Origin of the sequence: Chryseobacterium formosum (genome assembly GCF_026460885.1) — a bacterium.
GTDB classification, from domain to species: domain Bacteria; phylum Bacteroidota; class Bacteroidia; order Flavobacteriales; family Weeksellaceae; genus Chryseobacterium; species Chryseobacterium formosus.
This window is the reverse complement of the sequence record NZ_JAOVZW010000021.1, coordinates 166,220-182,466: the sequence shown is the minus strand read 5'-3', so window position 1 is coordinate 182,466 and position 16,247 is coordinate 166,220. Positions and strand designations below refer to the sequence as shown.

Here is a 16,247-nt window from a genome sequence, read left to right as displayed (position 1 = left end):
CGTAATATCTGGCTCCGTAATAATAATACCCTGTAGATACATCAAACTCTTTCGCATTGTATTTATAAGGATTGTCATAATCCATATTGGTGTTTTCCATCAGCATTTCGCCATAAGGCATGTACTCGTACCAATTGGTAATTTTCCCTGTGCTGCTTACCAATATAGAAGCTCCACTGAAATGGTCAGGGTGTTTCTAGTACCAAACTACCATACGAAAGGATTCGTGCAGTAGCAGAGGGTTCTATTTTATCTACAGCTCAAAGTTGGGAAACTTTTCGCAGCAGGGTTATAAATCTACTCCTTCAGACTGCAGTAAATCTATTATGTCATTTGCTATTTTTCTTACGCTATCCCATTCTTCGTTTCCAAAATCATCTATTCCGATATTTCTAACGCACCATTCAACTTTATTATATAATCTTAATATCATACTTATAGCTTTATATGAAAGCATTTTATTTTCTACTATTTGGGGTAATAATGAAAATGAATTTTCAAAATCTGATACAATTTCATCTTCAATATCAGCATACTTAGGTAAATTATTTTTTTGAAACTCGTAAGATAAACTCATTATTTTAATAGCATCAAAAAGGGATTTAAAATTATTTTGTAACATTTATCTATTTTTTAATTTGTTGCAACAACTCTGACAGTGCCTTTAATACCATTTGAAACTTTCCAATATGCTTGTCTATCAAAATGCCTTGGGCTTCCTGGATGATATTGAATTATCCTAACAGTGTAATCGGTACCTGCCTTATTTAATTCTCTAAACATCCATCCTTCTGCTCTTGAACTTTTTCGCATAACATCGTTAACCCATTTAGAAGATGATGTTTCATTTAGAACTTCTTTAACATAAGATAGTGATTTACCTTGTAATAAACTTGGATTTTCCATAATTTCTTCAACAGATTTTAAACCTGCTCCAACTTTCCTAACAGTCTGAGCTCCTTGAACAACTCTGCATCCAAAAATAAGCTTTGCAAAAATAAGTTCCGAAACAGGAGCAAATAACACAGCTGATGATTCAGGATTAGTTACAGCTTCATAAGCTACTTCTTTTGTCGCCCAAGCAGAAAGTTTAGCTATTTCTTTAGCAGGCATTCCTTGCAAATTATGCTTGGGATAATCTTTACTAAAGTCAGTATAACTCTCATAATCATTCCATTTACCATTTTTAAATACTGAAAAATGACTTTCTTCTGCTCCTTTCCAGTTTTTCCCTTCAACTCTTGTTACCGTTTTATCCAGTTGAGAATTTCTGTACACCTTCCAACCATTCGCACCTTTTACTACATTATATTGATAAACCTGAACTGTTCGAGGATCTCCAGGTTTCCTTGAAAACATATCAAAATCATTATTTGTTCCAAAACAATATTGTATAGTTTTAGGACCTCGATCTTTTTATGCTCAACAACTCATCCCAAATCTTTAAGCCTCTTGCTTAAAATTAAATAAATCTTGTTCCCTGTATCATTTCAGATGTTATCTCTTTTTTGTAAATGAATCGTTGAGAAAAATCAGTTTTATATAGAATCCAATGTGAGTGCAATTCCCAAAGGTTATGATCATTTTTATAAAAATCTAAATTCTCTATTGAATTTTCATTTTCCATTTCAATTTTAAACCATTCTGTAATTGCCCTTTCTAAATCATCATATATATATAATGTATCTGTATTGCATCTTGAACTATCCCAAAATTTAATAGTCCTTTGATATCTATTTTTATTATCTTCAATAGTTAAACAAATTTGCTCTAATAACGAAATATCTATATCTAAATATTCATATGGAAATATATATCTCGATTGTGATCCAAACAAAATATCCTCATTATCATCAAAATAAATTTTAGGACTAATCTCTATTTTGAATAGAGACAAATCATTATATAGTTTATATTCTAAGTTTATTTTCATATTATTGTTTTTTTCCGAGATTACCTCCAGTTGATCTTTTTTCAAAAGCTTTATTAAATGACTTCATAAATTTTTCAACTTTTGGCTTTTGTACTGTTCCATTTTCCATTAAGCCTCCTAAATGTGATGTCAATTGTTCTCTTGTCCATGAAGGTAAAGAATTTAAATCTAGACCTGGAATTTTAGCATTTGCTAGACCTGGATTTTTAGTGATATTTGATGTAGGATTACCTATTTTTTTCAGTTGTGTTGAAAAAGTTTCAATATCATTTATGTTATTTGCAAAAAGTTTTCTAACGAAATCACAATTATTATGTACTAAAATACTTTGATCAGAAATATAATAATTATGATTATCCTCAACTTCAAAATTATAAACTTTTTGTTTTCGGGCTTCTCTAATTAAAGAAGTGATTTGATAAAATTGATTATTTATACCAAATAATTCATCTCCAATTCTCAAATCTCCAGCTTCAACCCATTTGCCATCAACATAAAAAGGATGTTCTGGAGTACATTCAATTTTTGTATTTCCAAGTTTTATTATTATAATTTCTCTAGATTCATTTAGTGAAATTGAAACAACCTTCTTAAGTTCTTTGTTTTTATTTAATTCATTATAAGACCAAACTAGATTACCGATTTCTATGTCCTCAATTTTCTTAAACTCTTCAGCAGTAGAAATTAAAGTACCTGCCACAAAACAGATTTTCTCAAGTTTCGGTCTCAATCTTCTTTGCACTATCCTTCTTGTAATTCCAGATTCAAGACCGCTTCCTCCTAATGATGCTTGTAGAGTAAAAAGCTCAGCCATTGCTTGTGCATCTCCTTTAATTGCCTGATTTAATTCTTGTAAAGTAACATCTGTCCTAACTCGTTGTAATTTTTCTTCATAAGACATTTTCTTCCAAGCGGCTAACTCATTATTATAATTCCAAAGTTCAAACTTATTTTGCAAATCATTTTTTGTTAACTTTGGTCGTTGCGGTGCAAATGCTTCAACACCGCCTTTAGATTTAATATAAGCGCTTAAACGTTTTTCTGGATCATCTAAATAATCTTTACTTCCAAAACAGTCTTTTATTGTTTTAGGTCCATCTTTCGAAACCTCCTACTCTTTCCCCCATCATCCCTGTAGGATCTGCAAAGTTAACAGGGTCATTCCAAACATAAGCATAAGGTGAGACAGTAATATCGGTTAATGGGTCTACAGATAGCCAAAAGCTACGTTTAGGATCATAATATCTTGCGCCGTAGTAGTAATAACCTGTTGATGCATCAAATTCTTTTGCATTGTATTTATAAGGATTGTCGTAATCCATATTGGTGTTTTCCATCAGCATTTCGCCATAAGGCATGTACTCGTACCAATTGGTAATTTTCCCTGTACTGCTTACCAATATAGAAGCTCCACTAAAATAGTCAGGATGAATCCAGTACATTTTAAATTCAAGAACCTCAGAAGGTGTATAACCAACCAAGCGACCACAGGAAAAGATTCGTGTGGCAGCAAGGGGAATAAAATGTTAATTATCCTGAATAAAGTCGTCGAAAGAATCTCCAAATTCTATGTCTAATCCTTTTGCCAAAGCTATGCCTGAAGTAGAAGTTAATTCAAAATCAGAGTTTTCATCAGTTATTTTAAATAATATTTCTGAATTTTCATTATCAAAACTCTGAGTAACAGACAATTTAGGATTACATAATGAAAAGAAACCTTTAATATGTTTACATCCAGCTGCTACAAAATAAAGTATCTCTTCACTTTGTTTTGAATATATTTTTATTGCGATTTTCACATGAGTTATGTCAAACATCCATATTCTTGCTTGATCAGATTTATATTCGTTTAATATTTTATTTATTGTAATTATTTCTGATGTTATTTCCATAATTATTATTTATTTATTTATTTATTTATAAATTGTGCTCCGTTCCAAATTACTTTATTTCCTCCCTTTATAAATGTTGTTTTTTGAAGTAAAGTAGGATTACTCAATATATGATTAAATTCAAAATTTGTAATCCCAGGCTTATGATGGAGTGGATTGAAATTTGTTACATCAAATCTAATACCCGATGCATTTTTTGCAGCTTCTTCAAATGAAGCTTTAAAAGTAGCTTTGCTAAAAATTACTCTTTCCCATCTAATAGTTGTTAAACCTTCTTTTTGCCATTTTGCATCTTCATAAGTTATTGCCCCAGTTCCTCTATGACGGTACAAATCTTCATCAAGTCCTAATCCAATAACCTTTCCTTCAACAATCTCTCCTCCAGCTTTACGCGTAACAACTGCTGCGGCCAATAATTCAAATTCTTCTGGAGTAGCAGTTCCTCTAGTTATACGTCTCACAGCAGATTCCAAGTTATTATCTCCTTCATACAACATAGCAGAGCCTTCTTTACCTTGCATACCTTCATTCCAAGTCGATGCAATACCATTGTAAATGCAACTAATTGTGTTATTCACAAATACGCTTCCATTAGCAATAACATTTGAATTATACTCATCTCTTTGCATATATGGTAGTACAACATTGTGTGCACCTAATGTTAAAATGGGTTTACCTCCATATTTACCTTTATTAAGGTACCACGGTAAAGTAGTTTGATCAGGTTCACGACTCATTGTTGGCATTCCAACTGTAACTTTACCATGTGGTTTGTCTTTGAACCAACCTAAAATAGTATCCCACGTTCTTCTAACAAAACTTCTCTTACCTGGTGGATCACAAGGGTCACTTCCTCCCACTCTTTCCCCCATCATCCCAGTAGGGTCTGCAAAGTTAACAGGATCGTTCCAGACATAAGCGTAAGGTGAGTTGGTAATTTCTTCTAAGGGATCTACTGAAAGCCAAAAACTTCTTTTCGGGTCGTAATATCTTGCTCCGTAATAGTAATAACCTGTTGATGCATCAAATTCTTTTGCATTATATTTATAAGGATTATCATAATCGAAAGTAGTGTTTTCCATCAATAATTCTCCATAAGGCATATATTCATACCAATTGGTAACTTTTCCTTCACTGTTAACCAATATGGAAGCTCCGCTGAAATGATCGGGATGAATCCAGTACATTTCAGATTCCAGAAGTTCAGGAGGAGTATAGCCAACCATACATTCTTCTGCAAGAAACTGACTCCACATATCGCAAAAGTTTCCACTATCAAAAGCATTAGAATAAAACGCTAAAAGTTTGTTGTAACATTCTTCATTGCCATCTTGTTGGAATGTATACATCTGATGCTCCATAAAGTAAAGACATTGCGTATCGTCTTGTGTAGAAGAAACCGGAGGGGTATAAGTACCCTGCGAATCTTCATTTGGCACCCAAACTACAGGTGGAAGACCCGTCTGCTCAGCAATATGAATTATCTCTTCATCTAATGCGGCAGATAATTCGTAATATTCCCCTGAGAGATCAATCTTAAATCTGTGAGATGGTATATTACTTACTTTAGTTGCAAGTCTTTGACCTCCCATGTAATAATGCTTACTCATGGTCTTGTCATTAAGCACTAAGAATCCATTCGGATAATACGTAAATGCTCCCATTTGAGTCGTTTTATTGGGATCATTACCATTTACATAGAGACTCTTTGAGAGCGCATCATTTTTCAGGATTCTATCTCCCGACGCATCGTAAACATAATAATTTAGATTTTCATGCTCAGTTATTACTGCTTTAAGACTGTTTTCATGATCCCACAGCATTTCTCTGAAACTCAAAATACTATTACCGTCATCTTCTTTAATTACCGTTAAATTACCGTTATTATCATAACCCATCGACTCCTGTGAATTAATTATCTGGTTTACCGGAGCTTGTCCGCAATCGAGTGGAGCAGTAAAATTATCATATTTCATATAACTTATACCAGACACTGCATTCGGATGATCAAGATGCTCATATTTATATTCACCCATATATCCTTCATTTACAGGATATTGACAGTTAAGATTATTATCATACGTTTTAAGTTGAGAATTTTTATAGCCCATATTTCCTATAGAATTATATCCCACAGCAAGATTATTAAACTTGGTATATTCTTTACCTTTTGCTGTAATCTGCGCTGAACTCAGCCTTCCGAAAGGATCATAACTGTATTGTTTATTGGCTGCAATTCCCAAATCCATAGAGGGAAAGTTTCCATTCATTGGCGTTGTACTCAATACATTTACCAAATTTTCGTTACCATCAAAAATATATTGGTTTTTACGGATATTGGTATTTCCAGTGGTATACTGCAATGCTAACTCATTAACTTTACCCCACGGATCATAATCATACGTTGTTTTAGTACCATTTTCGGATAAATACGAAGTCAGTTGATCCCTATGGTTATATTCCATCGAATGCGCAATAGAGACTTGGAATGGTTTTCCAGGAGGTGTACTGGTAATATCTGTCAAAAGACCCGACAGTCCATAGGTATACGTAACTTTTTCCGTGTCAGGATATACGATTGTATTAATTCTTCCAAATATATCATATGTGTAATAAGTTTTAAACATTTTCGGAACATTGTTCGGAGCAACTACAATTCGCATAGTTTCTTTTATGTTTCCAGCTATATTATATTTGTAATTCTCGGTTCCACTTCTGTCTGTCTGTTTTATAAGTCTTCCACGCTCGGTATCTGTACCTGTCTGCTGCCCATATTCAAATTTAACATCGTGATCAGGATAATGTATCCTGGTTAATTGATCAAAATTATATATATAATCTACCTGTTGCCCAATGGGTCTTTGATTAGCGTTAGTGGATTTTATCAATTTACCACTCAAATCATAGAAAAAACTTGACTCTCCTGAATCCGGAGAAATTTTCAAATTATTTCTACCCAATTTATCATAGCTATATACGGTAGGATTATTTCCTGCATCTTCCATTGTAGTAAGCTCATTGAGTCGATTATATTTATAACTGGTCCAAATATCATTACTACTATTACCATTGGTTTGTTTTGTTGAAACCGTTCTGCCAAACTCATCAGTATAACTAATACTTGTATTTCCCAGAGGGCTTACTACTCTTGTAGCAAACTGTCTATTTCCGTATCGATCATTATCAAATTCATAAAACATCTGTGTAGTAAGATTCTGCACGCCGTTATTGGTGTTTACATTATTCTGAACAACAGAAACCGGTCTATCTAGCTCATCGTAAGATGTTGTAGAATATATCTGAGCCGATTGATCTTCAGCTGTAGTATAATCGTCGAAAAGTTTTAGAGAAACCATAATATCATTTCCTGTAGTAACTTTATCTCTAAGAATCGTTTTTATCGGTCGCCCTAACTTATCTTTGATCTGATAAACGTTATTGGCAAAATAATAACTATTGCCGTCCTTTTTAAATAATTTTTTAATCATCATCCCTTGTCCCCAAGCATCAGTAAACAAACTGGTAAAATAATTGGGTCTGGAATCTCTATCATACTTAAAAGGTTTTCTTTCTGTAATAGCAACCGGAATTTTATTGAAAGGAAAATAATGTAACATTACCGTAAAATCTGTATCAGATGGTGCAAGATATTCTGTAAGCCTTCCGAAATCATCATAAACGTAAGTAGAATTCTCTCCATGAATACCTGTTATTCTTACAGGAACACCAAAGAGATAGTTATTGTCATACTGCGTTGAACTGGTAAATCCATACGCATCATTAGTTGACAATAAATAAGTATGGTATACCGGATCATATTCATAGCTGTAAAACATTCTCTGACCGTTATCTGAAACAGGATATGTCATCTTGGTCATGTTTCCATAAGAGTCATATTCCATATCAAAATCTGCAGTGTAGACATTATCTAAGAGGTGTTTTTTGATCTGAAAAATATTTTGAGCAGCATCCAAAACAGTTGTGGTTTTACGCATAAGCTGATTATTGAGCGCCATAATCACAAGCTGTTCCGAAGGTGTACCAACAATATTTTTAACTCCGGGCGAATGATAGGTAATTTTGCTTATTACATCATCTGCAGTAACGGATAGAGAAGATCCCCTATCAGTAGTTACAATGGCGTTTCCGTATTTATCATAAGCATCTACTGTACTGAACGTTGTTTTAGAATGACTGCTTGAGCCGGAATATTCTGTAAATGTTGATTCTGTTTTATAAAGCAACGGAATAATTCTTCCTATATCCTTAAACTGTGGCTCTGGATGGCTTTCGGTGAGCGTGTATTCTGTAGAAACCTGATCAAAATAATTATACGTGTACTTGGTTTCGCTGCGCTTTCTGTTTTGGTTGTCCAGCATATATGATGAACGTACAATTCCTTTTTTGTAAAAATACTGCCTTACATTCGTATCATTAAAATTAACATAAAAGCTGTTTTCATTACCTGTATAATCAGTTTCATATTGAGTAACATGAGTTTGATGAGGTTCCTGATCATTGTAAATTTTGGTCTTTACAATTCCAAAACCTAAAAACTGTCTTTCTCTTCTATCTTGGATTCCCTTTTCATACTCAAAATAGAATCTCTGCTGAGGTTTTACTTTTTGAGGATCATTAATTATACCCAAGTACGGAAGTGTTGTATCAATAGGTCTAAAATTCCAGACAACAACACTTGACATTACGGTTTTAGAGAAGGGCATTTGGTAAGTACCGCCCACAAGTGTCCCAAGATTATTTTCTTGATTTACGTTATCATACTCTATCCCTATAAAGCCCTGTAAAGAATTTTCAATAGTAAGCAAAAGATTTGCTCTAGCAAAATTATTATGGTAGTAAGTTAATTGATTATCATTATCAGAGATAAGTAAATCCGGATATCCGTCACCATCAAAATCTCTCAGGTCAACTTCTTGTTTACTAACCGAGTTATCAGTACCTCCACCTACGGAAATACATACTTTTAAACCAAAGCATCCACAAAGAGTTCCGTATAAGTTAAAACCGGATGCATTCTGCTTATTATCAAGACTAAAGTTTTTATTGAAATTGGCAGGAGGCATAAAAGACGTTCCGTTATTAATCCACATCTCATAAGTATCCCCATTCTTAACTATCTTATCTGCCATACCATCTCCGTTCACATCTATAAGTCCCGTTTTTGCAGTAAAACTAGACTTAGAAAGACCAATGCCTACCGCCCAGCTTCCATTGGCAAAACTGAATCCTCCACCTCCTGAAAGTGCAAAAGAATCCCCTTTAGATACTTCTGAAACATCCCAATTGTAATTATCAACAACAAATCCGTCTCCTGTATTGATATAAGAATTTCCATCCGATATATAATCTGTTAATCCATCGCCATTGATATCAGCCCACGCCCCAGTTCCTTGAGCCCAAGCTTTTCCTATATTTAAACCAAAGCCAATTCCGAGGGCAAATGAAGATGAACCTGTATGTGAATCTTTTTCTGCTCCTATTGCAAAAAATTTACTGTCTGTATTACTGAATTTAGCTACCGATGCGGAAGCAGAAATACCGGCTCCTAAAATAAAACCTCTACTCTTCACCTCTTTTTCAGCAATAGAAGAAACGCCACCTAACTGACCTAATATATTGGTCTTCTGATATTTATTTCCTGAAATAACATCTGGATAACCATCCCCATTAAAATCCTGAAAATAATCTGAAGTTCTGTCTGTCGAAATTCCACCATGAGCACTAATTCCCAACCAAGGTATTATTTGTCCGGAGACATATGCGTGGAATGAATCGAATGTGGATCGAAGGATTATTCCCCTTGGGTTAGGTACCGCAAATAGAGGTGTTGTAATAACCGTTGCGTTTGTTGAAGAAACCCCCAAAAGATAAGGCTGCATTTCTTCTTCTCCAAGTTCCGCTGGTTCCATTGGTGAAATGTAAGCATACTTCTCTGCATCCAATTCCAAAGGTGTAAAATAGCGATTGTTGTTCTGCTGCATAATATAGTTTGTCATGCAGGTATAATAATCTGGAGCTGATGGATTACATGGCGAACCACCACCCGGAAGTGGAACATTGGCAAAAGTATTACTTGCAAACTCAATTTCACGAATTGGTTCAGTAGGATATTTAGATCCGTTGTAGCTAAAACCACCCCAACCTTGATATACCAAACCTGTATTCACATTATAATAGGTATTAGCTGAACGAGATCCAAAATAATCGGCTTTGTGGTCAGTATTAGCGAAGTATGGATCCGATAAATATTCGGAATGAAAAATATACGGATTTACTGAAGATAATTTTTTTGCAACCACATAATCTGCAGAACTTATTTCAAAATAAAACGGAAATGAAAAAACTTCTCCTATTCTAAGCGGTATTTTCCTTAAAAGTGCACAGAGGCTTATTTTAGGAATAGGCATTACATTATTTACTACATCTACTGTATTTTTTTCAGTATATACATTTCCATTATTATCTTTTATTTTTAGAGAAAAAGTAACTTTTGTAGAATGTAAGGAAGGGAGATTAATCGTATAATTAGTACCTATACTCTGATTTCCGTTAAAATCAGGAAATAGATATGAAGTATCCGAGTCACATCTCACACATCCATCCTTACAATAATGTCGATCTAAATATTTTCTGAAGTCTTTTGGCAAAGTATTAATCAATCTTTCTGAATAAGGATTGTATTGTACCAAAGCATAGACAGCAGTAGTATCTGTAGGATTCATGGCTGTTATAGTTGGTCGCCATTTGATTTTTTCCCAAGAAACATTCGTGTCTGATGAAACATCAAAATAAAACATTGTTACAGTGTTACCGTTGGAATTAACCAACATATCTGTAATATCAATATTAGGAATCTGATTATTGGCTGGTGTAACATTGTGTTGATTATCATTTTGAATCAACTTATGATGATAGATTAATGTTGCAGATGAAGGAGATATTACTGAAGTTGTATCAGAAACATTTCGTACGCTTTTATAAATCTTAAAATCAACATCATCCGTAAAAATTTCATCGCTTAAATTATCCCAGGAAATCCTAACCTTACTTTGGTCTGCAACCATGTTCGGTTTTTGACTGGATGCCAAATAATGACTTTTTGAATTAAATTTAAAATAATTATTGCTATTTGCATCTTGGACTCCCAAATCGGTAACTCCTGACACAGAAGTATATATAATATCTGAATTTACCCTGATCCTGTCACCGATTTCATTACCTTTAGATGATGCCACTATAAATATTCTCTGCCCTTTTTGAACATGAGTCGTAGCGCCAAGAACTTGAGATTGGCCTTGGGTCGTTAGAGTTACAACTGACGAAATATTACTTGAATTTGAAGGATTATACCCATTAATATCTTCATTTACTTTCCACATTTCTCCTTTTTCAATCCAAACTTCTACACCATCCTGAGAATTTTGAGTTAAATGAAAATTACTATTTATCCGAACGAATCCTGCCACAGGAGCCTCCCACATTCTCACAATATTTGCCAAAGATTTTGTAAATGTTGTTGTGATTATTGTTTCTTGTCTGGCAGCGCTTCCCGCAAGAATTGCATTCGGCGTTTCTTCTGTCACATTCAATGTACCTGTGAGAGGTTGAGACTGAAATTGAGGCACTCCATTTCTTATTTTACTGAAAAACACATCTCCATAATTGATCATATCCACAAGTCCGTCACCATTGACATCTGAAAAATAGGTTGGTGAATTACTATTCCCAAAAGAATAATTAGCACCTACTACTCCACTTGCAAAAGAATATTCTAAACCTACAGTAGTATTGTAGCTATTATGTTTATGTATAGGTGTACCATTAGGAAGACCTGAAGAAGAGTATATACTGCTAAAAGCTGTTTTATTATTTTTTCTGAAAAGTATATTTCCATTAGAACCATAAAACACTTTATCCAATAATCCGTCTCCATCAATATCTACGAGTTGGTTTTTGCCATAAGCCCTATTGTCATCATAGCTTGCCGTAACTCCTACTGTACCTTTTTTATCAATGCCGAACAAAAAACAAAATCCACCACCAAAACTAAGTGCACCTCTAAAATTTTTATTTCTGCTATAAGTACCGGAAATAAAACTAGTGTGACCTCCCGAAAAAGATCCTGCATCAGCATTATCCTTTGGAGTATTGTAGGAATGGGTAATTGCTTTTTCAAAAACAGTAACATTTTTTGCATATTGTAAAGTATGCTTATTAAAAACGTTCCCAGTGCCATCTTTTTGGATAATCTCTGTTAAAAGTCTTTTAGAAAAAAGTCCGATATCAGTATTTGCTAACTGATATTCTCTAATTTTTATATCAGCTCGTTTGACTATGATTTTATTTAAGATTTTAGAATCAGTCAGTTTTACTCCAAACTTATAGTTTAATGTCATATCTCCTCGTACCCCTCCTTCATTCTCAAATTCGACAACGGTATTATTGCTATATGTTATTCTTGAAAGATATTTATTCTTTCCTCCACTATCGAATGAGTCTGTATAGGTATATGTAATAGTATTTCCGAAGCGGTCTGTTACTTTTGACAAAAACCACTTAATTACATTCCCTGAAGAATTACTTGATGGATTAGTAGTTAGAATATTCAAATACTCTTTTTTAACACCACTTTCATCTAATGTTTCCCAAGTGTAGCTGGATGGAGAATTTCCTTTTCTTGTAATAACATATCCTTCCTTAATGCCATTGCGATAGTAAAATCTCCTGTCAGATGTTCTTACTTCATTATATGGTAATTTGTTAGGCAAGTATTCATCTTTAAAAACAAGTTGTTCCCCTGCAATTAAATAGATTTCACTCTCATGATCTGAAAATGAAGGAACTCCCCATCGTGTATCAATATCAATGGTTTCCACAGGAATATCCCATCCTGTTCCTGCCCACCCAAATTTATTATCACTATTATATACCAATGAAACATTTGGCTGAAATCCTCCAATTCCTGCAGGGATTTCAATGGGATAGGATACATTTGCAGACCCCTGCTGATTAGGAGTTGGCGGAGCAATAAGGTTGATTTTTGCAGCTGGATTTGCTATTGGCGAATCATTGAACGATGTTTGTGCATGTCCACCTCCATCTGGGCTTTCAGGTTGTTTTACAACACCAAGCATAAAATCACCACTGCTTAATGAAGAGTTTATAACAATATATTTTTTAACAGTATTTATGCTATCTACCTTAAAAGGCACCCACTGTCTTTTTGTATAATCGAAATTTAGAGCAGTAATATCTTTTTCTTTATAACCCTTTGAAAGTTTGCTTTCATCATAAGGTAGATTAAATGTTTTTTCTTGAGCCGTATTATTGGATAAACGAAAACCTTCGTACTCACTGCTCACATTGATGGTCGAAAGATCAGATGGGGGTAAATCTATCTGTCTTAAACCTTTTACGATTATTGATGCATTATGAAAAACAACTCCTTGCTCTTTTTTTTCAAAAGAATCTATTTCTGTTGAAAGAGAATTCTCTTTTGATTTTTCAATTATTACCTCTGAAAGATCGTTCACCCCAAAAAATTTCATTTTCAAAGGTTCGCTTTCAGAAGTCACTTTAGAAACATACTCAAATTCATTGCCTTGTAATATGACTTTCTCTCCTTTAACATCAATAGAATGAATCCCTGAGTTAGCTTTAATAAAACCACGAATGTAAATAATTTTGTCATTGTAAGTTTTGGAAACAATAGTATAAGGAGCGTTAAAATTATTTTGTTTTTCTGTAATCTTTACATTTTTAATGGTATAGTAGTCTCCTTTATTGATAGCATTAAACAATACTTTATTACCTCCTTTTTTTAAGATTGAAGGATCAATGATTTCAGTAACTTCAGTCCAACCATTTTTTTTATTTTTAATGTAGCCTCCCATCGCATAACTTCCATTTATGCTTCGTGTTACAGAGTTTACATCTGAATACCCATCTATTTCATATTTAAGCACATAAGACTTATTTACATTATAACTTGAAAGTTGTAAATCAAAAATATTATCTGCCGCATTAGCATCTCCCCGTTTAGAATCAAGGTTACCTATCTCTCCAATAAAGCCAGATTTGCCAAGTTCAGAATAGTATTGATCTGGGAATGATTGAGAATACATAGGATTTGATTTAATTGAGAAACTAGAAGAAATCTTATCACCAAACAAATGATTAATCATCGAGGAGTCGCTATCATTTTTTTTATCCGATTCAGACTCGTCTACAACTCTATTATCCTTAGTAACCTTTAAAAAATCACAATTGATTTTAAATTGACTTTGATTCTGACTATAGCTCTTTACTGTTTTAATATCTTTCTGATCATTATTAATAACATTATATAATGTCCAACTACTAAGAGAAAGAATAATAGGAATAAAAACAGGCAGTAACTCTATATTTTTTTTCACAGTTGAATAAAAAGTTTTTTTCATATTGAAGCGTATAATCATTTGGTTTTAGTTGATCAAGAAGTTAACTCCTTTTCCTTCTTCAGGAATAAGAATTTTAATATTATAATATCCTACTACAGATGGAATACTCATTGGAATTGAGAAAATGGTAGCAGAACTATATTGCCCTTCTTTTACGAGGACACCCAAGCTATTAAATATTTTAATTGTCAATGGTTTTGCTGATTTAAGCTCAACTTTTACAGTTAAATTTCCATCATGTGAAGGGTTTGGAGACACAGAAATACTTTTAAATAAAGAATTATTTTGTAAAGACTCATAGTCAGACTGATTAAGCACAGAAAGTGTTTTAGTAATTTCACAACCCAACTTATTTTTAATTTTCAGCTGATAATTTCCTGTTCCATTAAGTTTATAAGGTGCAACTTGCGTCATATTTCCCACAGGAGATATAAGCTTATATTGATAAGTTGCTGTATTTAAATCCAGTTCTATTGGAACTCCCTCCCATAAATAATGACTGTCTACATTTTGATTTATAATTCCTTCTAAATCAAATGTTCTTACTATATCTGTTTGACCTTGCTTTCTAATTCGAAGCCTATATTTGTCAGCTGGTAAATTATTAAAAACAATTGTACTGCTAGTTCCCGTAGTTGAATTTACTACCGTTTGGTTAGTTAATGTCCTCTCTAAAATATATTGATAAGGCAAAATGTTTTCAGGGAGTGATATTTTCACCACTCCATTTCCTAAGTCCTCACAAGTACTTGTAATTTGTACAGAAATTTCACTTTGACTATCATTGAGATTAAATGTAAAATAATCAATCCCATCCTGATCAGAATCTAAAATAGCATCTTTGAAAATATACACTGAATCATTTAATCTTTCTCCCAAAATATCAAATGAATTATCAGTCTGATAGTTACTATCATTAGCAAAAATGCGTAATCTTATCTTATCATTTTGACCTAATCCTGAATGATTAAGATAAAGATTTGTTTTTATATGAATAGCTCCGCTATTTTTTACTTGAGCTTTCCATATTCTCGCCATATCTCTTTTGGGGTGAGCAGACAGGAGATCAGCTTCTTTAAATGATAATGCTTGATTATTATCACCCCATAATAAAAAACTATCTGTGTTCAAAGTATTCAAGTTTTGATTATTTGTCACTTGCACTAAGCCTAAAGATGCTGCAAAATTATTATCCTCCCAGTTTTTAGATTGTTTCTGATATAAACCTGTAATATCATCTCTGCCAATTCCCGTTATTCTAAAGTTATAGTTTTTATTCTTTTTAGAATCCCAAATAACTTCATTGTTAGCAGAAATATAATTTTTCTCAGAAATATCATTTATTGTGATTCCATATTTTATTGAAAGATAAGTTTCTATCTTCTGTTTATTTATAGTAGATAAATTAGTGTTAAACACCAGTATTTCCGGAATTAAAAGCGTAGGATCAGTTTTTTTATTTATAAAAATAATAGGGTTAATCTTATTCTTAGGATCGCTTTTCGCAAAAGTCATTATTTTATGACCTGGTTGTGCACTGTTTATTTTTAAAGTATCATTAAAATCGTAAATGCCATTACTATTAATAAAGGTACTTCCTACTTTTGCGTACACTTTTTTCTCAGCTCCTCCAAACTTATTGCTCACCATAAATATGGAAGATTGATTTAATCCTGTACTCAGTTTTTTAAAAAAGTTTCCTGAAGAAGTATCTTTAATAAAATGAAAATTCATCAGTTTATTATAAAGAGTATCTGTTGGTAAGATGGTATCTCTTACATTATTTTTTCTGTAAGCAAGTCCTGAAACGCCTCCAAAAATGCTTGTTTGCGCGTTGACTAACGATATCATAAATACTATTATGAAATAAAATATTTTTTTCATTGGATTATGTTTTTATTCGCAGATTTTATTCTTATTAAAATGAAGAATTTAACTTTAAAAAATGGAATATAGAATCAA

The 16,247-nt window shown here is 33.1% G+C and carries 8 protein-coding genes; all 8 read right to left on the bottom strand.

Annotation, left to right across the window (positions count from 1 at the left end):
* Positions 1-289 precede the first annotated feature (289 nt).
* The 8 genes from OF897_RS17395 to OF897_RS17360 all read right to left on the bottom strand — a co-directional run bounded on the left by OF897_RS17395 (position 290) and on the right by OF897_RS17360 (position 16,169).
* Positions 290-622 carry a hypothetical protein gene (locus tag OF897_RS17395; protein ID WP_267266949.1) on the bottom strand — a complete coding sequence of 111 codons (333 nt, stop codon included), beginning with the start codon at positions 620-622 and terminating at the stop codon, positions 290-292.
* Positions 623-633: 11 nt separating this feature from the next.
* Positions 634-1,359 (bottom strand): hypothetical protein, encoded by a 726-nt coding sequence (locus OF897_RS17390; protein WP_267266948.1) that lies wholly within the window; start codon positions 1,357-1,359, stop codon positions 634-636.
* 103 nt (positions 1,360-1,462) lie between these two features.
* Positions 1,463-1,933 carry a hypothetical protein gene (locus OF897_RS17385; RefSeq protein WP_267266947.1) on the bottom strand — a complete coding sequence of 157 codons (471 nt, stop codon included), beginning with the start codon at positions 1,931-1,933 and terminating at the stop codon, positions 1,463-1,465.
* A gap of 1 nt (position 1,934) precedes the next feature.
* Positions 1,935-2,891 (bottom strand): Hint domain-containing protein, encoded by a 957-nt coding sequence (locus tag OF897_RS17380; protein WP_267266946.1) that lies wholly within the window; start codon positions 2,889-2,891, stop codon positions 1,935-1,937.
* Positions 2,892-3,021: 130 nt separating this feature from the next.
* Complete coding sequence (locus tag OF897_RS17375) at positions 3,022-3,375, bottom strand: RHS repeat-associated core domain-containing protein (protein ID WP_267266945.1); 354 nt, start codon at positions 3,373-3,375, stop codon at positions 3,022-3,024.
* 84 nt (positions 3,376-3,459) lie between these two features.
* Positions 3,460-3,825 carry a hypothetical protein gene (locus tag OF897_RS17370; RefSeq protein ID WP_267266944.1) on the bottom strand — a complete coding sequence of 122 codons (366 nt, stop codon included), beginning with the start codon at positions 3,823-3,825 and terminating at the stop codon, positions 3,460-3,462.
* A 17-nt stretch (positions 3,826-3,842) separates the two neighbouring features.
* Positions 3,843-14,261 carry an RHS repeat-associated core domain-containing protein gene (locus OF897_RS17365; RefSeq protein WP_267266943.1) on the bottom strand — a complete coding sequence of 3,473 codons (10,419 nt, stop codon included), beginning with the start codon at positions 14,259-14,261 and terminating at the stop codon, positions 3,843-3,845.
* Positions 14,262-14,309: 48 nt separating this feature from the next.
* Entirely contained in the window at positions 14,310-16,169 is a 1,860-nt protein-coding gene (locus OF897_RS17360; protein WP_267266942.1) for a hypothetical protein, read from the bottom strand.
* Positions 16,170-16,247 lie beyond the last annotated feature (78 nt).